Origin of the sequence: Vogesella oryzagri (assembly GCF_040148885.1) — a bacterium.
Lineage (GTDB): Bacteria > Pseudomonadota > Gammaproteobacteria > Burkholderiales > Chromobacteriaceae > Vogesella > Vogesella oryzagri.
Genome location: NZ_JBEFLD010000003.1, coordinates 503,048 through 523,261, shown reverse-complemented (window position 1 = coordinate 523,261; position 20,214 = coordinate 503,048). Strand labels below are relative to the sequence as shown.

Genomic DNA, 20,214 nt, shown 5'->3' with positions numbered 1-20,214 from the left:
CGGGCGTGCTGCTGTGGCAGTCGCCGGACGAGCTGCTGCTGATCACCCGCCGCGCCGAGCTGACCCAAAGGTTGGCCGCTTTCGATGCCGCCTTTGCCGGCCTGTTCGCCCAGGCGGTGGACAACAGCGGCGGGCTGACCTGTCTGTCGCTGTCCGGTGCCGAGCACGTCACCGTGCTGCGCCACATGGGGGTGTACGACTTCGAATCGATCGCCGTCGGCCAGGTGGTGAACACCGTGCTGGGCAAGGCGGGTGGCATGGTGTTGCGGCTGGAGAACGACGGGGTGTTTCTGGTGATTCGTCGCAGCTTTGCCGACTACCTGTGGCTGCTGCTGCGCAAGGTGGCGACACCGTACCGCTTTGCGGTAACGCAACTGCCGCCGCTGTCGAAGAATGCGCTGCTGCAACTACTGGATCCGAAAGTGGTGGCCACCAGCACCAAGAAAGTAGCGGCCTGAAACGAGCCTGCCGGTTACCGCTGAACCGCGGTAACCGGCAGGCTGAATCAGCCGGATGTGGCAGCCACACCGAATCCACATCACCTTAGCGCCCCGTTGGCTCAGGCAGTAGCAGAGACAACGGGGCGTTTCCCATTGTGCGTTCGCCTCAGGTCACGGCACGGGTCATGCTGCAGGCAATCATCTCCGCCAAGCGCCTTACTCCCTCGGCTCCACCAGCATTCATGCGACCAATCCAGGCAGGGTAAATGGGGCCGCTTTGCCACCAGCAGTGCCCGGCCGCGGCGAGCACGCATGCCCCGACTACGACACAAGGCCGCCTCCATCGCCCGGAGTACCGCTCCCGGCCGCGACACCATACGGCGACGACCTCTCGCTTGCGGCCAACGTTGATACGGTCCACTTGCCAGCAGGCGCGCCATAGCACCACCAAGCCGGACGACCGCGCTACCTGATCAAACTCGAACCACCGCTGCAACGCCAGCGCTACCCCCGCACCACACGTTGGCCACCAACAGTTCGGCCTCGCTTACACCCCGGCGATCCAGACGCAGGCAGCTTACAAAAACAATGCCGTTCACCAGCGAAAGTGAACGGCATTGACGGACAATTGACCAAGCCCCGGCGCACAGCGCAGGCGCTTGGTTATGAACACAGCAGAAGCTGCTGGAAATCGGGCACCGCTTGCTGCAGCAGCGCGAGGCTGATGCGGCCAACCTCCCCTTGCCAATCGGCCTCGTCGCCGCGGCCTTCACACAGCGTTACCAGCTTGACGGTGCTGGACACCTGCGCCATGTGGCGCAACTCCTGGCGGAAGATGATGTCGGCCGGGCTGCGCGCTATGCAGAAACACGATGTCGCGATCCAGCCCCAGATCGAAACTGTCCCGTGCCATCGACATCAGCGGCGTTACTCGGGAGCCAGCGGCGCGGGACCGTGCAGACAGGCACAGCAGCCAGCGCCGAAGCGCTAGCCCGGGCGGCAAGAGAACAATGCGTTTATTTAAGACAGCGAGCGGCTACTCGCCCGCATGCCAACCAGGGTAAACAGCAGCCAGAAGGCTTGCGACACAAACGCCGCCAGATTGAAATCGTAAGACAGAGAGTACAGGCTGCACAGGCAGCCAGTTATGTTCAGGTAGGCGTAGCTTTTTGCATCCATCCGCAGCTTTTTCAGCTGCACTAGGGCATAGGCGATCACATAGCATGCCGTACCAAACAAGCCAACCAGCACATGTATTCCCATGGATTTCAATCTGAATTAATTATTCGCAAAAATATTCGGCGCACTGCGGGCATCAGCCGCCACCACCTACCCCATAAACATAAAATCTGTGACTATTTAACACCAAAAACATAGCCATTCCCCAGCGCCAACAACGTTGGCCGCACACCATGAGCATTGCTGGCCGGGCATTAGCCGCATGTAGGGAATAATATCGGCCACGGCACCGGTTTTCACTGACAGCCATCAAGATAGCCACGCATGACCACTCGCGTTGGCAGGCAATTACCGGCGCCATAAACCAAACCACACCGCCAACCGTCATCAGTGGCCAGGCTACCATTGCCATCCCGGATGCCATCAGAGTTGAAAGGTACTGATCTGCTGTGACAACGCTTCGGCCTGTTGCTGCAAGGACTGCGCAAGCTTGTTATTGGCATCGGCATGGGAGGTATTCTCCTTGGCCATGCGGGCAATGGTTTCGACGTTGTCCGCCACCTGCTGGCTGGCCGCTTGCTGTTGGTTCATCGCCATCGAAATTTCATGCGCGGCTTCCTGGCTGGCCAGGCTCTGCGCCAGGATGCTCGACAGCGTATTGCTGGCGATCTGCACGCTGCCCGAGCTTTGCTCCATGCCGGCACGCGCGGCGGTCATGCCTTTGGCGGTACGTTCCGTGTCCTTGCTGATGGTCTCCACCAGGCTGCGAATTTCTTCGGTGGCGGTAGAGGTGCGTTCCGCCAGCTTGCGCACCTCATCGGCCACCACACCAAAGCCACGCCCGGCCTCACCCGCCCGCGCGGCCTCGATGGCGGCATTCAGCGCCAGCAGGTTGGTCTGGTCGGCAATGTCATTGATCACCTGCACAATGCGACCAATCTGGTTCGAGCTCTGCTTCATGGACTCGACTTCCGCACTCAGTTTGCCGATCTGCTCGGCCAGCTGCCGGATATCCAGCAACGTCGCCTGCATGCGCACCTCACCGGCACCGGCCTCGCGCGCGGTGGCCAGTACCCGCTCGGCACTATGCCGGGCCTGCGAGTTTGCCTGTGCGATGCTTGTCGTCACCTGCTGCACGGCAGTGGCCATCGCGGCGGTGGACTCCGCCTGCTTGCGCGATGCCAGCGACACCTCGCCGGCATTGCTCGTCAGTTGCAGCGAGGTATCCGCCACATCCGACACCGTATGCCGGATTTGCTGCACCAGCTTGGAAAGTGACGCTGCCATGTGATTGAAGCTGCTGGCAATCTGCGATAGCTCGTCCCTGGACCCCAGCTCGACACGGGTGGATAGCGCACCAGCGGCCAGGCGCTGCGCATCATTCTTCAACTTGACCACCGCGTTGCGGATCGACAGCGTCGCGCCGACAAACAGGTAGCCGCCGATCAGCACCAGCAGCAGCGCAGTGCCAACCACAGTGAAGCGCAATACCGTCAATTGCTGGATGCGTGCCTCGGCCCGCTGCCGGAATTCGGCCAGCACCAGGCCACCCATGTCGTGCAGCTCGGTGGCAGTGCGATCCATCAGTTTCAGCTGGTCCAGCGGATCGGTCAGAATCAGCACCGCTTCCACGTAGTTCTTGTTCAGGAACCTGGCGGTGGTGCCCAGCTGTTGCGCCAGCTTTTTGCCCTGCTTCTCCAGCTGCGGATAACCCGGATCATCCTTGGCGATCCCCCGTTCTATGCGGTTGACACCCTGCTCGGCCGCCTGCGCCAGAAAACTGGACAGTGCCCCCAGCCGGCTGCGCTCCGGCTGCTCGATGGTATTGCGTGCCGCGATCAGCGCCCCCAGGCCGCGCGCTGCGCTGGCGTGCTCGCTGGCCGGCAACACGATATTGAAAAACAGGTCCTGCAGATTGCGGGTGTCGCTATCGGGATCAAGCGCCATGCCGGACAGGCTGGCCACGCTGTACAACCAGTCGAGTTGCTGCTTGATCAGCACGCCATGGCGGGCCAGATTTTCCTCTGGCTTGAGCTGCTGCCAGCCGGCCAGCTGCGCGATAAGTGCCGTGTGCAGGCTAGGCCAGTTGGCCTTCACCCCGAGGTGATCAGCGGCCAGCGCCAAGTCGATGTTCTGCATCGTCGTGCGCATCCTGCTGGCTGCCTGCTGGCGCTGCGCGGCGAGTTCCGTCTTGCCGGCCAACTGCAGCGAGCTCAGATCGCGGTGCTGCTGGGTGGCCGCCAGCAGTTCGAAGCCGGCCATGGCCAGCGATTCACCGGCCAGCTCTTGCTCGCTATAGCCGATCTGGCTACGGTAGGTACGGTCCAGCATATACAGCATGTATATGGTTGGCAGTATCAGCACCGTCGCGATGAGCAGAAACTTGGCGGAGAGTCTGAGGCGACCCATCAGCAGCGTAACGGGAATGAACAACACATTCATGATTGCAAACTCACCCTGGGGAGAAAATCGGCTTCAAGCCATTTATGCGGCAGCAGCGAAAACAAAAAGCAATGCCACATAAAGCAGCAGCGTATTGACCGGGGAAATACCCCCCAGCCAATCGGCAAAAATAATTTGGCACGATGCTGCGGCCAACTCAGGTTGGCCGATTACATTCCAAGCCTATAAACCAGAACGGCCTATGCAAATACGCCAGCCCTGATTCATAAAACCGATATTCTCGACATGGGATCTGAAACTCAGCCCGGGGCAGATCTTCCCGCAGGCAGGCTATCAGTTGCTCGACGGCAGGAGAAACCGTACGCCCCTGTGGCACCACAACATAGTACGCATCAGCGACGTTAAGGGTTGCCGTAGTCAATCTCACCAGTTCGCCAGCGGCCAATAGATCGTTTACCAGACGCCCCCAGCCCAAGATAACGCCCTGTCCGGCCAGCGCCGCCTGTACCGCATCGGTATACAGGCTGCAGCGAAAGGCATAGTGCAGGTATTGCGGCCGGAAACCCACGGCGGTAAACCACTGCTCCCAACCCATCCAGCCTTCCGAAGTAACGTCGGACTGAATGAGCGCCATTTCTGCCAGTGCGGCCAGCGACGTAGGGCGGCATGTTCCTGCAACCACTTGGGCGCGCAAACCGGGAAAACTTCTTCGTCAAACAGCAACACCGCGGTGCCATCCGGCCATTTGCCGCTGCCAAACCGTATGGCTACGTCGATATCCTTGTGCAGCAGATCCGCGGTAAACATCTGGGTCGTCAGCTGCAATTGTGCCTGTGGCAAGCGCTGCTTTAGTTGTGCCAGGCGGGGCAAAAACCGGAACTGCGAGAACGCTGCAGTCGCGGCAATGACTATCTGCTCCTGCTGCGGGTACTTTGCCAACCGGTCGAATACCCCGGCGATTTTCTGCATGGATTCGGACACCACCTGCTGCAGCGCCTCACCTTCCCGGGTCAGCTTGATGGCGCGGTGCAGCCGGTGGAACAACTGCACTCCCAGCGTTTCTTCCAACGCTTTCACCTGCCGGCTTACTGCCGCCTGGGTAACGCCAAGCTCGTGAGCCGCCATCGTAAAACTGCTCAGGCGCGCAACAGCCTCAAACTCGACCAAGGCGGTCATCGACGGAATGATCCGCCGATAACCCCGGGTTTTCTCGACTGTTGTCTTCATGTTTTCCGGTGCCTTCACGTATCAGCAACGCGCGCCTGCCGCGGTCAGTCAACCGCCGCTCCACTCGCTCATCATGGCGCCGACTTCCTCGCCCAGCCATTCGCGGAACTTGGGATATTCGGCGCGCAGCTTTGCATTTTTATGGGTAATCAAATAATGGTGGCGATCATGAAACACCAGGGCTTCCTTGACTGGCCGGATCAAGCGTCCCTGCTCAACCTGGCGATGCACCAGATGATGCCAGCCAAGCAGGGTGCCCTCGCCCACCTCGGCCTGTTGCACCAGCAGCCGGTAATCATTGCTTTCCAGATAATCCACATCGATGACGCGATCCGATTCATCACCTTTCTGAAACCAGTTGCGCCATACCCGCCAATCTACATGCTCGCAAACTTGTGCCCGGCCCAATGACGACAAATGCAGTGTTGGCCGCGACAAAAGATCCAATGGCTTCAGTTTTTTATTCTGGAAATTCTTGTCGTAGAATTCCTGGCTGCACACCGGATAAACGATATCGTGAAACAGTGGTTCTACTTCGTATTCAGCCTCGCGCGGCGGATTTTTGGTAATAATGACGTCAGGTTCCAGCAGATCATCCATTTCCATAAAATGATCGGTAACGATCACGTGCAGTTTCATGCTGGGAAACTTCTTGCGGAACAACGGCAGCCTGGACGATAGCCATAATGAAGAAAATGTGTGCGAGACACAAATAGTAAAAGCATGTTTTTCAGAACGCCGGACCGCCTCGGCTGCCTCGGCAATATTCATGATGGACAAATACGACGCGTTGTACAGAATTCTCCCGGCGTCGGTTAGCGCAATATGCCTGCCGGTGCGCTCAAACAAGGCAACGTCAAGCGAGTCTTCCAGTTCCTTTATCTGCCTGCTGATCGCCGCCTGTGTCACACACAGCACTTCTGCGGCCTGGGTAAAACTTTCATATCTTGCCGCGGTTACAAAACACCTGAGTGCCCGCAATGATGGCATCTGCGCCAAAAGTCGGTCAGTAAACAACTGCTTCTTCTGCATAGCTACCACCTTGAAATCGTATGTATTAGGAGTCTGGCACAATCCAGCCAAATTGCCGCGGTGTGTCAGGAACTGGGGCTGAGTAAATCCGGCGTGCAGATGGCGCTGGGGCGGCTGGAAGAAGCCGTTGGAACGGGGGATCTGGCGCTGGTACGCAACCTGCTGCTCAACAGCGAGCTGATCACCGCCTGCTCGCCCCAGCAGCTGCATTACTCAATCCGCAACGGCCAGATCGTACCCCTGCCTATCGATCTGGGAGACACCCGGCGGGCCATCGGACTCACCCAACGCTAGGGCTACCCGTCTTCGCCCGCCATCAATGCCCTGATCCAGGAGATCCGCAGCAGCTGCGCAGCCCTGAGCAGCAAGATGCAGTGCCGCCTGAAGCCGCCCCAACGCCGTGTCAGGCGATGCCTATTGGTGCACGGCATGCCCGGCACACCGGCATCTCGACGCGGCGTTGCTCACCCCACGACCATGCAATGGCCCACCTAGCGCACACGATGATGCCCCCGGCCGGATCGCCACCGCCCCTGCCAGCATGGACCAGTCCCAGCCCCGTAAGCCACCACCGCAGGCGCCTGCACCCGCCAGCAGAAAAAATGGCCGGGGATCTCTCCCCGGCCATTCATTGGCTTGCTTCAGGCACCAAGCATTACCGTCCACCGGCCGCCAGCGTGCTTAAACGCGGTTGCGGCCAACGTTGACGGCCAGCGCTTAATCGCGGAAGTTGTTGAACTGCAGCGGGAAACCGCCTTCCATATCGGACACGATTTCCTTGCGCAGCAGTGCGATAACTTCCTGCAGGTTGTCGCGCTTGGCGCCGGTGACACGCACCGCCTCGCCCTGAATGGCGGCCTGCACCTTGATCTTGGCATCCTTGATCATCTTGACGATTTTCTTCGCCAGATCACCCTCCAGCCCCTCTTTGACGGTAACGGTCTTCTTGACCTTGTTGCCGCTCACCTTCTCCAGCTTGCCGTAATCCATGCAGCGCACGTCAATGCCGCGCTTGGCCAGCTTGCTCACCAGGATGTCATTCACCTGGTCCAGCTGGAATTCACTGTCGGCAAACAGGGTAAGTGTCTTGTCGCCAGTTTCGATGCGGGCATCGGAGCCCTTGAAATCGTAGCGGTTGGTCACTTCCTTGTTGGACTGGTCGATGGCATTGCGCAACTCAACCTTGTCGATCTCGGACACGATGTCAAACGACGGCATGTAAAGCTTCCTTTCCCTGGCAGCCGGCAGGCTGCCTGACAGCGTGGTGGCGACCCTTACGGGATCAGGAACTCCACCAGAATGTTCTTGAACACGAATCCCCCCACCCCCAGACCCAGCACCAGGAACAGCACGAACATGCCGAACTTGCCGGCCTGCGACTTTTTGCCCAGGTCCCAGACGATGAAACCCATGAAAATGATCAGGCCGGTCAGCAGGATGCCCATCGACCAGTTGGTAAATTGCTCTTCACTCATGACAGCGGCTCAACAGGATTGCGGTTGGTCGCAGATTATACGGCGCACAATGAAAAACCGCACCCCACGGGGTGCGGCTTGGCTTGACGCAGAACAGCTTACTTGTTCAGACGGCCGGCAATGCGCATGCGCAGTGCGTTCAGCTTGATGAAACCACCGGCGTCGGCCTGGTTGTAAGCGCCGCCGTCGTCATCGAAGGTGGCGATGTTCATGTCGAACAGCGAATTGGTCTTGGAGTCGCGGCTCACCACGATCACATTGCCCTTGTACAGCTTCAGGCGTACCCAGCCGTTAACGGTCTGCTGGGTGTAGTCGATCAGGGTCTGCAGCGCCTTGCGCTCCGGCGCCCACCAGTAGCCGTTGTAAATGATGCTGGCGTAGCGGGCCATCAGGTCGTCCTTCAGGTGCGCTACTTCGCGGTCCAGGGTAATGGACTCGATGGCGCGGTGTGCCTTGAGGATGATGGTGCCGCCCGGGGTTTCGTAGCAGCCGCGGGACTTCATGCCCACGTAGCGGTTTTCCACCAGATCCAGACGACCGATACCGTGCTTGCCGCCCAGCTCGTTCAGCTTGGCCAGCACTTCATGCGCTTTCAGACGCACGCCGTTCAGCGCCACGATGTCGCCGTTCTCGAACTCGACATCCAGGTACTCCGCCGCATCCGGTGCCGCTTCCGGCGACACGGTCCAGCGCCACATGGCTTCCTCTGCCTCGGCAGACGGGTTTTCCAGGTGACGGCCTTCGTAGGAGATATGCAGCAGGTTGGCGTCCATGGAGTACGGGGCGCCGCCGCCTTTGTGCTTGGCCTCTACCGGAATGCCGTGTTTTTCGGCATACGCCAGCAGCTTCTCGCGGGACAGCAGGTCCCATTCGCGCCACGGGGCAATCACTTTTACATCCGGCTTCAGACCGTAATAGCCCAGCTCGAAGCGCACCTGGTCGTTACCTTTGCCGGTAGCACCGTGCGACACGGCGTCGGCGCCGGTCAGGTTGGCGATCTCGATCTGGCGCTTGGCGATCAGCGGGCGGGCGATGGAGGTGCCCAGCAGGTATTCGCCTTCGTACACAGTATTGGCGCGGAACATCGGGAACACGAAGTCACGCACAAACTCTTCACGCAGGTCGTCGATGAAGATGTTTTCTTGCTTGATGCCGAATTGCAGCGCCTTCTGGCGTGCCGGCTCCAACTCTTCGCCTTGTCCCAGGTCGGCGGTGAAGGTCACCACTTCACACTGATAGGTGTCTTGCAGCCACTTCAGGATCACCGAAGTATCCAGGCCACCGGAATAGGCCAGTACCACTTTATTGATGTCAGCCATCGTTTTCTCTTTCCACAGGTGTGAGTTTGCGCCGGCTCAGTCGTTGAGCTGACCCAGCAACAGGTATTCGATCAGGGCCTTCTGGCCGTGCATGCGGTTTTCCGCCTCATCCCAGACCACGCTTTGCGGGCCGTCGATCACATCGGCGGCCACTTCTTCGCCGCGATGCGCCGGCAGACAGTGCATGAACACTGCGTCCGGGTTGGCCGCACGCATCAGCTCGGTGGTCACCATATAGCCGTCAAAGGCCTGGCGGCGCGCCTCGGCCTCCGCCTCGTAGCCCATGCTGGTAAACACGTCGGTGGTCACCAGATCGGCGCCTTCCACTGCCGACAGCGGGTTATGGAACGCTTCGAAGCAATCGCTGCCGTAGTGCGCACCATCCAGCGTCGCCAGCTCGTAACCGACCGGGGTAGCCACCTTGAGCTTGAAGCCCAACAGCTTGGCCGCCTGCAGCCAGGTCCGCGCCATATTGTTGCCATCGCCGATCCAGGCCACGGTCTTGCCGCGGATATCGCCGCGATGCTCAATATAGGTCAGGATGTCGGCCAGAATCTGGCACGGATGGTATTCGTTGGTCAGACCGTTGATCACCGGTACGCGCGAGTTGGCCGCCAGGCGTTCCACCAAGCTCTGCTCAAAGGTGCGGATCATGATCACGTCGCTCATGCGCGACAGCACGCGGGCGGTGTCTTCCACCGGTTCGCCGCGGCCGATCTGCGAACTCTTGCCGTCCAGAAACATGGCGTGACCACCAAGCTGAGCCATGCCGGCTTCGAACGACACGCGGGTGCGCGTGGAGTTCTTCTCGAAAATCATCGACATCACCTTGCCGACCAGCGGCTGGTACAGCTGACCGGACGACTGTCGTCGCTTCAGAACCTGGGCACGCTGAAACAGGTATTGGTATTCTGCCGCGGTAAGGTCGCTGAACTGGAGATAGTGTCTGGGTTGGCTCATGATGAATTCCGAAAAAATTAATGCCACCGCAGCGTGAAAACATGGCGTTTTCATGCGCAGTGGCACATTACTACACGCAAACCATCCGTCATTGAATGAAGGAGCGCAATTGTCGAGGCCCGTCGGGCCATGATTTACAAAATTGCGACATGGTTATATGTATCCGAAATCCAGTGCGCTGACAACCCCGCCACGCCTGCCACGTCGGGTCCGGCGGCCACTTCCGAACAGCGTCCACTGACAAAACAAAGACTTAGCCAGACAGCCAGTGTTTAGGATTATTAACGCCCATCCGCATGATTGAGCACCGCCGGGCGGCAACCGTCCCAAAGATCAGTTGAACCAGGCGGCACTAGGCACGGCGGCCAGCTCGTCAGCCCGCAACACCCGCACGCAGTACTCGCCCTCCTCTGCCAGGCCATGCATTTCGATGGATTTCTGCGTTTTCAGCAGCCGCGCCAGATAGGCCAGGATCGGCGCCTCGATCACCTGCCCCGGTACCAGCACCGGAATCCCCGGCGGATACGGCACGATCTGGTCACAGCACACCCGCCCGCACAGTGCGGCGTTGGGCAGCCCGTCGTCGTCCAGCAGCGGCAGCCGCTCGCCGGACTCGTAGAAAGCGTCACGCGGCAGGCAGGCCAGCCGCGAAAAGCCCGGAATCTCCGGCAGGCGGTGATATTGCCGCGGCGTACGCTGCTCCTTGGCCAGCCGCAGCAGCGCGTCGAACAGCCGCGACACCTTGCTGCGCGTGGTGCCCAGCGTCAGCAGCAGGGTGATGGTGTTGAAGGTGGATTTTTCTATCTGGATATTGAAGCGCTCGAACAGCGCATGCCGCAGCTCGTCACTGGAGTAGCCGGACTGCGCGATATCGACGGTAATCTTGGTCGGGTCCAGTTGCACCCCTTCGCCGCGCATGCTGTCCGGCAGCAGGTCATCCAGCTCCAGCACCCGGAAGGCGCCGGTGGAGCCGATCTTGCCGCGCAGCTCCTGCGCCAGCCGTAGCGCCCGGTCCAGCAGGCGGTAACCCTCGGTCACCGCCTGCTTGCGCGCCACATCCAGCGAGGCGATCAGGTTGTACTGCGGACTGGTGGAGGTGTGCATATTGAAGTTCTCGCGGAACAGGTGCTCGTCGAAACCCGGGTCGTTGACGTGGATCATGCTGGCCTGCGAGAACGCCGACAGCACCTTGTGAGTGCTCTGCGTCACGTAATCCGCCCCCGCCTCCAGCGCCGTAGGACGGAACGCCGGGTGAAAACGGGCATGCCCATACCAGGCTTCGTCCACAATCACCTTGATGCCAGCGGTGTGGGCGGCGGCGATGATGGGCGCCAAATCGTAACGCAAGCCGTCGTAGGTGCAGGAGGTCAGGATCAGCACCCGGGCATCAAGGTTGGCCGCAATGGCGTCGAAGATCACCTGCTTGGGTACCGGCCCGAAAATGCCGTAATGGCGGTTGAGCGACGAATCCAGATATACCGGCCGCGCGCCGGACAGAATCACGCCGTGGTGCACCGACTTGTGGCAGTTGCGGTCCAGCAGCAGCTTGTCGCCGGGCGCCAGCAGGGTCTGGAAGATCACCTTGTTGGAAGTGGAGGTGCCGTTGGTGGCGAAGTAGGTCTTACGCGCGCCGAATGCCTTGGCGGCCAACCTTTGCGCCTCGGCAATCACCCCGGTGGGGTGCAGCAGCGAATCCAGCATCGGCACCGATACCGACAGGTCGGCGCGCAGCATTTCCTCGCCGACGAAATCGTAGAAATCGCCCACCCACGGGCTGCCTTTCAGCGAGTCGCCGCCGGAGTGACCGGGCGTGTGCCAGGAATCCTTGGCCATCGCCACGTACTGCTTCAAGCGGTCGTAGAACGGCGTGGCCGCCTTCTCGCCCATCTCCGCCGACAGGATGCGAAACCAGCCGCTGACATCGTGTTCGTCGCGATAGAAATAGCCATCGATGGCATGGCTGGCCAGTTCCTCCATCAGCAGCTTCTCGTCATCGTCCTGCAGCAGGATGTACAGCGACAGCTCCGGCCGCAGCTGGTTGATGCGGTTGGCCAGTGCCACCGCCGGCTGCGGCTCGCCGTGCTCGCGCAGCCCCTTGTCGATCAGCACGATCTGCACCTCGCCATCGGCCAGCACGCGCCGCTCCGCTTCCCGGCAGCCAGCCACGCCGTCCGCGCACAGGCCGAACGGGTTGTCCAGGCTGGCGGCGGCCTGCTGCAGCCCGGCCACCACCTCTGCCAGCCACGGCGCATCGCTGCTCACGATCAACACCCTGCTTACCGGATTCATGCCTGCCCCTTTCCGTCGCGCCGGCGATCCACCCATGACGCGGCACTGACTTCATCCTAAGCCGCGCGCGCGCGTCATGCCACGTTGGCCGCAAGCGGCGCGGGCGCAGTGAATCCGCTACAATGCGCGCCATGCTGACCGATGCCGAAAAAGACCTGCTGCGCGACCATTACCGCGCCATTGCCGACAACCTGCCGGGCTTCCGGCCGCGTGCCGCCCAGCGCCGCATGCTGGCCGAGATCGCCAACGCCTTTGGTCGCGCCGTACCGGTGAACGCCGACGGCGAGGCGGTGGAGCGCAATGGCGAAAGCATCGCCGTGGTGGAAGGCCCCACCGGCGTCGGCAAGAGTCTGGCCTACCTGCTGGCCGGCGGCGTGATGGCCAAGTGTCGTAACAAGAAGCTGGTGGTTACTAGTGCCACCATCGCGCTACAGGAGCAGCTGGTCAACCGCGACCTGCCGTTCCTGATCGAAAAAAGCGGGCTGGCACTGACTTTTGCGCTGGCCAAGGGCCGCGGCCGTTACCTGTGCCCGTACCGCCTGTACCAGTTGACCTCCGACCATGCCCAGGGCGAGCTACTGGCGCCGGACCCGACCATGGCGCTATGGGAGCGCAAGCCGGAGCAGGCCGAGATCGACGCGCTGCGCCAGCTGTCCGATGCCTTCTATTACCGGCGCTGGAACGGCGACCGCGATACCTGGCCGGAGAACATCGAAGACGATCTGTGGCGCCGCGTCACCAACGACCGCCACGGCTGCCTGAAAGCCGGCTGCCCCAACCGGGCCGAGTGCCCGTTCTATCTGGCACGCGAAACGCTGGAAACCGTGGACGTAGTGGTTGCCAACCACGACCTGCTGCTGGCCGATATCAGCATGGGCGGCGGCGTGATCCTGCCGGCGCCGGACCAAAGCTTCTACTGCATCGACGAGGCGCACCATCTGGCCAAGAAGGCGGTCAACCAGTTTGCCGCCGAGCACAGCGTGGCGCAGGCCATGGGCTGGCTGGACAAAGTGCCGGCGCTGGCCACCCGCGTGGATTCGCTGATCGACAAGCCGGAGCTGTCGGCCAATGCCATCGACGCCGCCGGAGCCTGCATGGAAAGCCTCACCGAATGGCTGTGGCTGCTGCAGAGCGAGCCGTCGCTGGAGGCGGCCAGCGATAATATGGAGCCATCGTGGCTGGTGGAAGATGGCTCCCTGCCGGAACACATGAAAGTGCCTGCGGCCAACATGGCACTGTCGGCACGCATGCTGTACAAAAACCTGGCCGGCATGGCCGATGCGCTCACGCTGCAGCGCAAGGACAAGCAGCAGGATGCACTGCTACTGGACAAGACCGGCGCCGACGCTGGCTTCTTCGTCGGCAAGTGCGAGCAGCTGGTGGCGCTGTGGGACCTGTTCGAAAAAGAGCCGGACGAAGCGGCGCCGCCGATCGCCAAGTGGGTGACACGCCGGCTTGATGGCAAGGGCGACTACGTGTTCTCCGCCTCACCGGTGAGCGCCGCCGCCAGCCTGGCAGCCACGCTGTGGCGACGCGTGTCCGGCGCCCTGCTCACCTCCGCCACGCTACGGTCGCTGGGCAATTTCGACCTGCTGCTGTCGCAGACCGGGCTGAAGTGGTTGCCGGAAGTCACCTGCGTGGCACTGGACTCACCATTCAATTTCAGCGAACAGGGTGAGCTGTACCTGCCACCGTTGGCCGCCACGCCGAAAGACCCGTCCGCCCATACCCAGGAGATCATCAACTGGCTGCCGCGGCTGATCGACAGCAGCGAAGCAGTGGGCACGCTGGTGCTGTTCACCTCACGCAAGCAGATGAACGAGGTTGCCGACGGGCTGGCGGCCAGCCTGCGCGAGCGCATCCTGGTGCAGGGAGAACTGCCCAAGGCGGTGATTCTGGAGCGGCACTACAGCGCACTGAAGGAAGGCCGCGCCAGCGTATTGTTCGGGCTGGATTCATTCTCGGAAGGTCTGGACTTGCCGGGCGAAGCCTGCGTGCACGTGATCATCGCTAAGCTGCCGTTTGCCATGCCGGACGACCCGGTTGGCCGCACGCTGGCGCGCTGGATCGAAAAACGCGGCGGCAACCCGTTTGTGGAGCTAACGGTACCGGAAGCCTCGATCAAGCTGGTGCAGGCGGTAGGCCGCCTGATCCGCACCGAGAGCGACTATGGCCGTGTCACTATTCTGGACAACCGCATCGTGCGGCAAAGCTATGGCAAGAAACTGCTGGCCTCGCTGCCGGCGTTCAAACGAATCTGACATAGCTGCTATTAGGGAAAGCCGCCGATTTTGCGCGTGTCGCCAAGGCGGTTTTCAGTTAAAATTGAGGGTGAACCCGCTTGCCTGTCAGCAAAAGCAGCACACAGCGTTCCACATAAAATAAAGACAGGTCACGGACAGAGACCACACCCACAAGAACAAGCGCCCGGTTACGTCATGATCTGCAATCCCTACGAAATTGTAATTCAAGGTATCACCTCCGAAGGCCGTACCTTCCGCCCCAGCGACTGGGCAGAACGCCTGGCCGGCATCCTGTCCTCGTTCGGCGACGACCAGAAACTGGCGTATCACCAGTTTGTACGCCCGATGCTGCTGGACGGCGTGCGCTGCGTGGCCGTCGACAAGAAAATGGAAAAACTGCATCCGCCGGTGTTCCGTTTCCTGATGGACTTTGCCAAGGACAACGACCTGCGCATTGTCGATTGCCGCACCCTGATCGACGAAGTCTACCCCAACCAGTTTCTGGCCTGAGCCAGACCGTAAGCCGATACAGCGGGCGCCCAGTGCGCCCGTTGCTACTTAGTATTTGTTATCATTGCCCTTTACCCATCAAGCGATTACAGCATGTCCATCGTCATCAAGAATCAGGAAGACATCGAAAAAATGCGCATCGCCGGCCGCCTGGCCGCCGAAGTGCTGGACTACATCACCCCGTTCGTGAAGCCTGGTGTCACCACCGAAGAACTGGACAAGCTCTGCCACGATTACATGGTGAACGTACAGGGCACCATCCCGGCACCGCTGAACTACGCCCCGGATGGCGGCACCCCATATCCGAAATCGATCTGCACCTCGATCAACCACGTGATCTGCCACGGTATTCCGGACAACAAGCCGCTGAAAAAAGGCGACATCGTCAACCTGGACATCACCGTGATCAAGGATGGCTATCACGGCGACACCAGCCGCATGTTCTATGTGGGCGAGGTCAGCGACTTTGCCCGCCGCCTGTGCAAGGTGACCTACGAGTGCATGTGGAAAGGCATTGAGAAAGTGAAACCGGGCGCGCGCCTGGGCGATATCGGCAACGTGATCCAGCGTCACGCCGAAGCCGCCGGCTACAGCGTGGTGCAGGAATTCTGCGGCCACGGCATCGGCAAGAAATTCCACGAAGAACCGCAAGTGCTGCACTACGGCCAGCCGGGCACCGGCCTGGAACTGCAAGCCGGCATGATCTTCACCATCGAGCCGATGATCAACCAGGGCAAGCGTCACCTGCGCATGCTGCCGGATGGCTGGACCGTGGTGACCAAGGACCGCAGCCTGTCCGCACAGTGGGAGCACACCATTCTGGTGACCGAAACCGGCTACGAAATCCTCACCACCTCGGACGGCACGCCGCCCAAACCGGTATTCAAGCACTAGCAAGAACCAACCGCTGCGGCGAGTGTCCCTCAATAAGGCGTGGCCAATGCCACGCCTTATGCTTTGCGGGGCGCGAGAGGCCCCGTGTCCCAGTGCGGCAGCAATGCCGCAGCCGAAGGAGCCACCGCATGACCACACAGCCGAGCATTATTGTTTCCAGCCAGGATTACGAGCGCTTGTCCGCCCTGCTTGCCGGCGAAGCCGGCCACAGCGAGACCGGCCGCGCACTGGAGGCCGAGCTGGACCGCGCCGACATAGTGGAGCCGGAACAGATGCCGGCCAATGTCGTCACCATGAACAGCCGCGTCCGCTTCCGGCTGGACAACGGCGAAGAAAAAGAGCTGACCCTAGTTTACCCGCACGATGCCGATGACACGCCCCGGCACATCTCGGTGCTGGCCCCTGTCGGCAGCGCGCTGCTGGGCATGTCGGTAGGCCAGAGCATGGACTGGCCGCTGCCTGGCGGCGGCCACACCGTGCTGACCATCGATGCCGTCACCTACCAGCCGGAGGCTGCCGGCGAACTGCATCGCTGAGCCATGCGGCCAACGTTGGCCGCAATACAAACGGGCGGCCAGGGCCGCCCGTTTTGCTTGCTGCGTTCTGGCTTACCAGCAGCGCTTGATGGTCGCCGCCAGTTGCACCAGCCGACCATGAAAAAAGTGCCCCGCCTCCGGGAACACGATCACCGGCAGCTGCTGCGGACGCGCCCAGTCCAGCACCGCCGACAGCGGAATCACCTCGTCTGCCTCGCCGTGGATCACCAGCGTGTCAGCCGGCACGTGTGGAGTCGGGATCACGTACTTGCCCACCGCCACCCCCAGCAGCAGCAGCTTGTCGGCGTCGATGCGCTCGCGCACCCGCGCCGCCACAAAGCCGCCGAACGAGAACCCCACCAGCGCCAGCGGCAAGTCACCCTGCTCGCTCCTGGCATGGGCAACCACCGCCAGCACATCGTCCACTTCGCCATTGCCGTAGTCATGCTCGCCGTCGCTGGCGCCCACACCACGCAGGTTGGGCAGGTAGCAGACATAGCCCAGCTGCGACAGCGCCTTGGCCGCGGTCTGGATCACCTTGTTGGTATTGGTGCCGCCCTGGGTGGGATTGGGGTGGCAGATCACGGCAATGCCGGTGGTGTCACCCACCGCCGGAATAACGATGGTTTCCAGCTTGCCGACCGGGCCGGCAATATCGATTTTCTGCAGCGCCTTCAACATCAGATCTTCAGCCTTTCCACTACCTCGCCCGCCACCATGTGGCGCTCGATGATCTCGTCGATGTCTTCCTTGTCGATGAAGGTGTACCAGGTCTCCTGCGGGTAAACCACCATCACCGGGCCATTATCGCAGCGCCCCAGACAACCTGCCTTGTTGACGCGGATCTTGCCATCGCCGGCCAGGCCGCGCGCCTTGATCTGGTCTTTCATATAGCCCAGCAACTCGCTGGCGCCGTGGTTGTTGCAGCAGTCCTCGCCAGCGGCGCGCTGGTTGCAACAGATGAATACGTGCTTATCGAAAAAGCTCATCGCCATTCCTTACTTGCTGTTGCGGCCAACGTTGGCCGCATAAGGTTAACCGTCGGCGTCCGCCCAGCCGGCAATACCATGCACCGCGGCGTTGTCGAACTTGGCGTAGTGACCGATAAAGGCCAGCCGCACCCGGCCCACCGGGCCGTTACGGTGCTTGCCGATAATGGCTTCGGCCACGCCCTTATCCGGCGTATCCGGGTTGTAGTACTCATCGCGGTACATGAAGATGATCAAGTCCGCGTCCTGTTCGATGGCGCCGGATTCGCGCAAGTCGGACATCATCGGGCGCTTGTCGGTCCGCTGTTCCACCGCACGCGACAGCTGCGACAGCGCGATCACCGGCACCTGCAGCTCCTTGGCCAGGCCTTTCAGGCCCCGCGAGATTTCACCCAGCTCGGCGGTTCGGTTGTCACCGCGACCGGAGCCGGACATCAGCTGCAGGTAGTCGATCACAATCAGGCCCAGCTTGCCGCCATGCTGGCGCGCCAGGCGGCGCGCGCGGGCACGTAGCTCCAGCGCGGTCAGGCCTGGAGTTTCGTCGATATACATCGGCGCCTCGGACAGCTTGCCGATGGCGTAGGTCAGCTTCTGCCAATCCTCGTCGCCCAGCTTGCCGGTACGCAGCACGTGCTGATCCAGCCGCCCTACCGAGCCCAGCATCCGCATCACCAGCTGTGCGCCGCCCATTTCCATGGAGAACACCGCCACCGGCGCCTTGTACTCCACCGCCACGTGCTCGGCGATGTTCATCGAGAACGCGGTCTTACCCATCGACGGACGGCCGGCGACGATGATCAGGTCGCCCGGCTGCAGGCCGGAGGTCTTGGCATCCAGATCGGTAAAGCCGGTGGGGATACCGGTGACTTCGTCCGGATTTTCGCGGCTATACAGCATGTCGATACGTTCAACCACCTCTTTCAGCAGCGCCGGCATTTCCAGGAAACCCTGCTTGGACTTGGCGGTGGATTCGGCGATCTGGAACACCTTGCCCTCGGCATCGTCCAGCAGCTGCGCCGCATCGCGCCCCTGCGGGTTGTAGGCGGCCTCGGCAATCTCGGTGCCCACCAGCGCCAGCGCGCGCATGATGGAGCGCTCGCGCACGATTTCGCCGTAGCGGCGAATGTTGGCCGCAGACGGCGTGTTCTGCGCCAGCGAGGCCAGGTAGGCAATGCCGCCGATGCTGGCCAGCTCGTTGCTCTTGTCCAGGCTTTCGGACACGGTCACCACGTCCGCCGGGCGCGCCATGTCCACCATGCGCGCGATGTGCTTGAAGATCAGGCGGTGGTCGTGACGGTAAAAATCGCCCTCGGTCAGCAGGTCGGCGATTTTTTCCCATGAGCTGTTGTCCAGCAGCAGACCACCCAGCACCGATTGTTCGGCCTCGATGGAGTGCGGCGGTGTACGAATGGCGGAAACGCTAGCGTCGTTGATGTCGAATTCGCTCATAAAACCCAGCAATCGGAAAACAGAGGCAGGGTTGGCCGCGGCCAACCCCGAAAGAAGGAGCTGATTCTAGCAGTTTTTACCGGCGACAAAGCCGGAAGACCACGCCCATTGAAAGTTGTAACCGCCCAGCCAGCCGGTGATGTCCACCACCTCGCCAATAAAGAACAGCCCCGGCACCTCGGCCGCCATCATGGTCTTGGACGACAGCGCCTTGGTCGACACCCCGCCACGGGTGACTTCGGCCTTCTTGTAGCCCTGGGTGCCGTTGGGTAGCAGGCGCCAGTTATGCAGCGTCTCGGCCAGTTGGCGGCGCTTCTTCGGCGTCAGCTCCTTGCCGCGCACATTCACCCTCTGCGCCGCCAGCCAGGCGTCGGCAAAGCGCTTGGGCCAGCCCAGCTCGCCCATGGCATTGGCCAGCAGCTGCTCACTGCCGGCACGCTCTTCCAGCCAGGCGTCGGCATCGATATCCGGCAACAGGTCGATGACGATCTCCTGCCCCGGCTGCCAGTAGCTGGAAATCTGCAGGATAGCCGGCCCGGACAGGCCTTTGTGGGTGAACAGCACGTTCTCGCGGAAACGCACTTTGCCGATGCGCACCTCGGCATCCAGCGACACCCCGGCCAGCGGTGCAAAGCGCTCGGCATCGTCGACATGGAAGGTCAGCGGCACCAGCGCCGGTGCCAGCGGCGTCAGCGGCAGGCCGAACTGCTCGGCGATCTGGTAACCCAGCGGCGTGGCGCCGATCTGCGGGATGGACAACCCGCCGGTGGCCACCACCAGTGACTCGGCGCTGAAACTACCGAGCGAGCTGTGCACCACAAAACCGGCCTCGCCGCGGCCAAGCTGTTCGATGCGCACACCCATGCGGCGGTCGACATTGGCCGCGCGGCATTCGCTATCCAGCATGTCGATAATCTGCTGGCTGCTATCATCACAAAACAGCTGGCCGAGCTTTTTCTCGTGGTAAGCAATGCCATGGCGCTCCACCAGCGCGATAAAGTCACGGGCGGTGTATTGCGCCAGTGCCGAACGGCAAAAATTGGGATTGTCCGACACGTAGCAGTCGTGCCGCGCCTGCAGATTGGTGAAATTGCTGCGTCCGCCACCGGAAATACGGATTTTTTCCGCCAGTTTCTCGGCATGATCCAGCAACAGCACCCGGCGGCCGCGCTGGCCCGCCGTCGCTGCACACATCATGCCAGCCGCGCCGGCACCCAAGACAATGACATCGAAATGCACACCCAGAACCTTTAGTCTAGTGATTTGGTC

Annotated in this window: 19 protein-coding genes and 2 pseudogenes; 6 read left to right on the top strand and 15 right to left on the bottom strand. The window is 61.3% G+C overall.

What is annotated here, in order from left to right; translation table 11 throughout:
- The coding region (locus ABNW52_RS07700) for a sarcosine oxidase subunit gamma (protein ID WP_349586025.1) at positions 1 to 458 on the top strand (458 nt) is incomplete at its 5' end.
- 645 nt (positions 459 to 1,103) lie between these two features.
- On the opposite strand, the gene ABNW52_RS07695 is transcribed toward ABNW52_RS07700, so the two are convergent.
- From ABNW52_RS07695 to ABNW52_RS07670, 6 genes and pseudogenes are all read right to left on the bottom strand, one after another.
- Positions 1,104 to 1,301: a ferredoxin reductase domain-containing protein gene (locus tag ABNW52_RS07695; RefSeq protein ID WP_349586038.1), complete on the bottom strand. Its 198-nt coding sequence runs from the start codon at positions 1,299 to 1,301 to the stop codon at positions 1,104 to 1,106.
- Positions 1,302 to 1,460: 159 nt separating this feature from the next.
- Entirely contained in the window at positions 1,461 to 1,703 is a 243-nt protein-coding gene (locus ABNW52_RS07690; RefSeq protein ID WP_417891471.1) for a CBU_0592 family membrane protein, read from the bottom strand.
- Positions 1,704 to 2,042: 339 nt separating this feature from the next.
- Positions 2,043 to 4,061, bottom strand: coding sequence for a methyl-accepting chemotaxis protein (locus ABNW52_RS07685; protein WP_349586021.1), 2,019 nt, complete (start codon positions 4,059 to 4,061; stop codon positions 2,043 to 2,045).
- Positions 4,062 to 4,218: 157 nt separating this feature from the next.
- Entirely contained in the window at positions 4,219 to 4,656 is a 438-nt protein-coding gene (locus ABNW52_RS07680) for a LysR substrate-binding domain-containing protein (protein WP_349586019.1), read from the bottom strand.
- Between the two features lie 95 nt (positions 4,657 to 4,751).
- Positions 4,752 to 5,147: pseudogene (locus ABNW52_RS07675) on the bottom strand (LysR family transcriptional regulator); the annotation flags it as partial.
- A 150-nt stretch (positions 5,148 to 5,297) separates the two neighbouring features.
- Complete coding sequence (locus ABNW52_RS07670) at positions 5,298 to 6,281, bottom strand: LysR family transcriptional regulator (RefSeq protein WP_349586018.1); 984 nt, start codon at positions 6,279 to 6,281, stop codon at positions 5,298 to 5,300.
- Between the two features lie 60 nt (positions 6,282 to 6,341).
- Here ABNW52_RS07670 and ABNW52_RS07665 point away from each other — a divergent pair, with 60 nt between their 5' ends.
- Entirely contained in the window at positions 6,342 to 6,575 is a 234-nt protein-coding gene (locus ABNW52_RS07665) for a type 2 periplasmic-binding domain-containing protein (RefSeq protein ID WP_349586016.1), read from the top strand.
- A gap of 423 nt (positions 6,576 to 6,998) precedes the next feature.
- On the opposite strand, the gene ABNW52_RS07660 is transcribed toward ABNW52_RS07665, so the two are convergent.
- The 5 genes from ABNW52_RS07660 to ABNW52_RS07640 all read right to left on the bottom strand — a co-directional run bounded on the left by ABNW52_RS07660 (position 6,999) and on the right by ABNW52_RS07640 (position 12,324).
- The gene (locus ABNW52_RS07660) at positions 6,999 to 7,499 is read right to left on the bottom strand and encodes a YajQ family cyclic di-GMP-binding protein (RefSeq protein ID WP_349586014.1); all 501 of its coding nucleotides are present in this window, start codon (positions 7,497 to 7,499) and stop codon (positions 6,999 to 7,001) included.
- A gap of 56 nt (positions 7,500 to 7,555) precedes the next feature.
- Positions 7,556 to 7,756 (bottom strand): DUF2788 domain-containing protein, encoded by a 201-nt coding sequence (locus ABNW52_RS07655; RefSeq protein ID WP_174874016.1) that lies wholly within the window; start codon positions 7,754 to 7,756, stop codon positions 7,556 to 7,558.
- A 98-nt stretch (positions 7,757 to 7,854) separates the two neighbouring features.
- Positions 7,855 to 9,075 carry an argininosuccinate synthase gene (locus ABNW52_RS07650; RefSeq protein ID WP_349586012.1) on the bottom strand — a complete coding sequence of 407 codons (1,221 nt, stop codon included), beginning with the start codon at positions 9,073 to 9,075 and terminating at the stop codon, positions 7,855 to 7,857.
- Between the two features lie 36 nt (positions 9,076 to 9,111).
- Positions 9,112 to 10,035, bottom strand: a complete 924-nt coding sequence (gene argF, locus ABNW52_RS07645) for an ornithine carbamoyltransferase (RefSeq protein ID WP_349586010.1) — start codon at positions 10,033 to 10,035, stop codon at positions 9,112 to 9,114.
- Between the two features lie 333 nt (positions 10,036 to 10,368).
- Complete coding sequence (locus ABNW52_RS07640) at positions 10,369 to 12,324, bottom strand: aminotransferase class I/II-fold pyridoxal phosphate-dependent enzyme (RefSeq protein WP_349586008.1); 1,956 nt, start codon at positions 12,322 to 12,324, stop codon at positions 10,369 to 10,371.
- Positions 12,325 to 12,455: 131 nt separating this feature from the next.
- On the opposite strand from ABNW52_RS07640, the gene dinG reads away from it, so the two are divergent.
- The 4 genes and pseudogenes from dinG (at position 12,456) to rnk (ending at position 16,507) form a co-directional block, all read left to right on the top strand.
- On the top strand, positions 12,456 to 14,585 hold the full coding sequence (gene dinG / locus ABNW52_RS07635) for an ATP-dependent DNA helicase DinG (RefSeq protein WP_349586036.1): 2,130 nt from the start codon (positions 12,456 to 12,458) through the stop codon (positions 14,583 to 14,585).
- Positions 14,586 to 14,762: 177 nt separating this feature from the next.
- A pseudogene (locus ABNW52_RS07630) lies at positions 14,763 to 15,050 on the top strand (DUF3579 domain-containing protein); the annotation flags it as partial.
- A gap of 120 nt (positions 15,051 to 15,170) precedes the next feature.
- The gene (map, locus tag ABNW52_RS07625; RefSeq protein WP_349586007.1) at positions 15,171 to 15,971 is read left to right on the top strand and encodes a type I methionyl aminopeptidase; all 801 of its coding nucleotides are present in this window, start codon (positions 15,171 to 15,173) and stop codon (positions 15,969 to 15,971) included.
- A gap of 128 nt (positions 15,972 to 16,099) precedes the next feature.
- On the top strand, positions 16,100 to 16,507 hold the full coding sequence (gene rnk / locus ABNW52_RS07620; protein ID WP_349586005.1) for a nucleoside diphosphate kinase regulator: 408 nt from the start codon (positions 16,100 to 16,102) through the stop codon (positions 16,505 to 16,507).
- 72 nt (positions 16,508 to 16,579) lie between these two features.
- Here rnk and ABNW52_RS07615 read toward each other — a convergent pair whose 3' ends face one another.
- The 4 genes from ABNW52_RS07615 to ABNW52_RS07600 all read right to left on the bottom strand — a co-directional run bounded on the left by ABNW52_RS07615 (position 16,580) and on the right by ABNW52_RS07600 (position 20,184).
- On the bottom strand, positions 16,580 to 17,188 hold the full coding sequence (locus tag ABNW52_RS07615) for an alpha/beta hydrolase (RefSeq protein WP_349586003.1): 609 nt from the start codon (positions 17,186 to 17,188) through the stop codon (positions 16,580 to 16,582).
- Positions 17,188 to 17,496 carry a (2Fe-2S) ferredoxin domain-containing protein gene (locus tag ABNW52_RS07610; protein ID WP_349586001.1) on the bottom strand — a complete coding sequence of 103 codons (309 nt, stop codon included), beginning with the start codon at positions 17,494 to 17,496 and terminating at the stop codon, positions 17,188 to 17,190. The genes ABNW52_RS07615 and ABNW52_RS07610 overlap by 1 nt, the downstream gene beginning before the upstream one ends.
- 45 nt (positions 17,497 to 17,541) lie before the next feature.
- The gene (dnaB, locus tag ABNW52_RS07605) at positions 17,542 to 18,945 is read right to left on the bottom strand and encodes a replicative DNA helicase (RefSeq protein WP_349585999.1); all 1,404 of its coding nucleotides are present in this window, start codon (positions 18,943 to 18,945) and stop codon (positions 17,542 to 17,544) included.
- Positions 18,946 to 19,011: 66 nt separating this feature from the next.
- Positions 19,012 to 20,184 carry a BaiN/RdsA family NAD(P)/FAD-dependent oxidoreductase gene (locus ABNW52_RS07600; protein ID WP_349585997.1) on the bottom strand — a complete coding sequence of 391 codons (1,173 nt, stop codon included), beginning with the start codon at positions 20,182 to 20,184 and terminating at the stop codon, positions 19,012 to 19,014.
- Positions 20,185 to 20,214 lie beyond the last annotated feature (30 nt).

What these genes read in the sequence shown, in the direction of transcription:
- ABNW52_RS07690 (WP_417891471.1), bottom strand. Translation starts at nt 1,703, where the DNA reads ATGGGAATACATGTGCTGGTTGGCTTGTTTGGTACGGCATGCTATGTG.
- ABNW52_RS07685 (WP_349586021.1), bottom strand. Translation starts at nt 4,061, where the DNA reads ATGAATGTGTTGTTCATTCCCGTTACGCTGCTGATGGGTCGCCTCAGA.
- ABNW52_RS07680 (WP_349586019.1), bottom strand. Translation starts at nt 4,656, where the DNA reads ATGGCGCTCATTCAGTCCGACGTTACTTCGGAAGGCTGGATGGGTTGG.
- ABNW52_RS07670 (WP_349586018.1), bottom strand. Translation starts at nt 6,281, where the DNA reads ATGCAGAAGAAGCAGTTGTTTACTGACCGACTTTTGGCGCAGATGCCA.
- ABNW52_RS07660 (WP_349586014.1), bottom strand. Translation starts at nt 7,499, where the DNA reads ATGCCGTCGTTTGACATCGTGTCCGAGATCGACAAGGTTGAGTTGCGC.
- ABNW52_RS07655 (WP_174874016.1), bottom strand. Translation starts at nt 7,756, where the DNA reads ATGAGTGAAGAGCAATTTACCAACTGGTCGATGGGCATCCTGCTGACC.
- ABNW52_RS07650 (WP_349586012.1), bottom strand. Translation starts at nt 9,075, where the DNA reads ATGGCTGACATCAATAAAGTGGTACTGGCCTATTCCGGTGGCCTGGAT.
- argF (WP_349586010.1), bottom strand. Translation starts at nt 10,035, where the DNA reads ATGAGCCAACCCAGACACTATCTCCAGTTCAGCGACCTTACCGCGGCA.
- ABNW52_RS07640 (WP_349586008.1), bottom strand. Translation starts at nt 12,324, where the DNA reads ATGAATCCGGTAAGCAGGGTGTTGATCGTGAGCAGCGATGCGCCGTGG.
- dinG (WP_349586036.1), top strand. Translation starts at nt 12,456, where the DNA reads ATGCTGACCGATGCCGAAAAAGACCTGCTGCGCGACCATTACCGCGCC.
- map (WP_349586007.1), top strand. Translation starts at nt 15,171, where the DNA reads ATGTCCATCGTCATCAAGAATCAGGAAGACATCGAAAAAATGCGCATC.
- rnk (WP_349586005.1), top strand. Translation starts at nt 16,100, where the DNA reads ATGACCACACAGCCGAGCATTATTGTTTCCAGCCAGGATTACGAGCGC.
- ABNW52_RS07615 (WP_349586003.1), bottom strand. Translation starts at nt 17,188, where the DNA reads ATGTTGAAGGCGCTGCAGAAAATCGATATTGCCGGCCCGGTCGGCAAG.
- ABNW52_RS07610 (WP_349586001.1), bottom strand. Translation starts at nt 17,496, where the DNA reads ATGAGCTTTTTCGATAAGCACGTATTCATCTGTTGCAACCAGCGCGCC.
- dnaB (WP_349585999.1), bottom strand. Translation starts at nt 18,945, where the DNA reads ATGAGCGAATTCGACATCAACGACGCTAGCGTTTCCGCCATTCGTACA.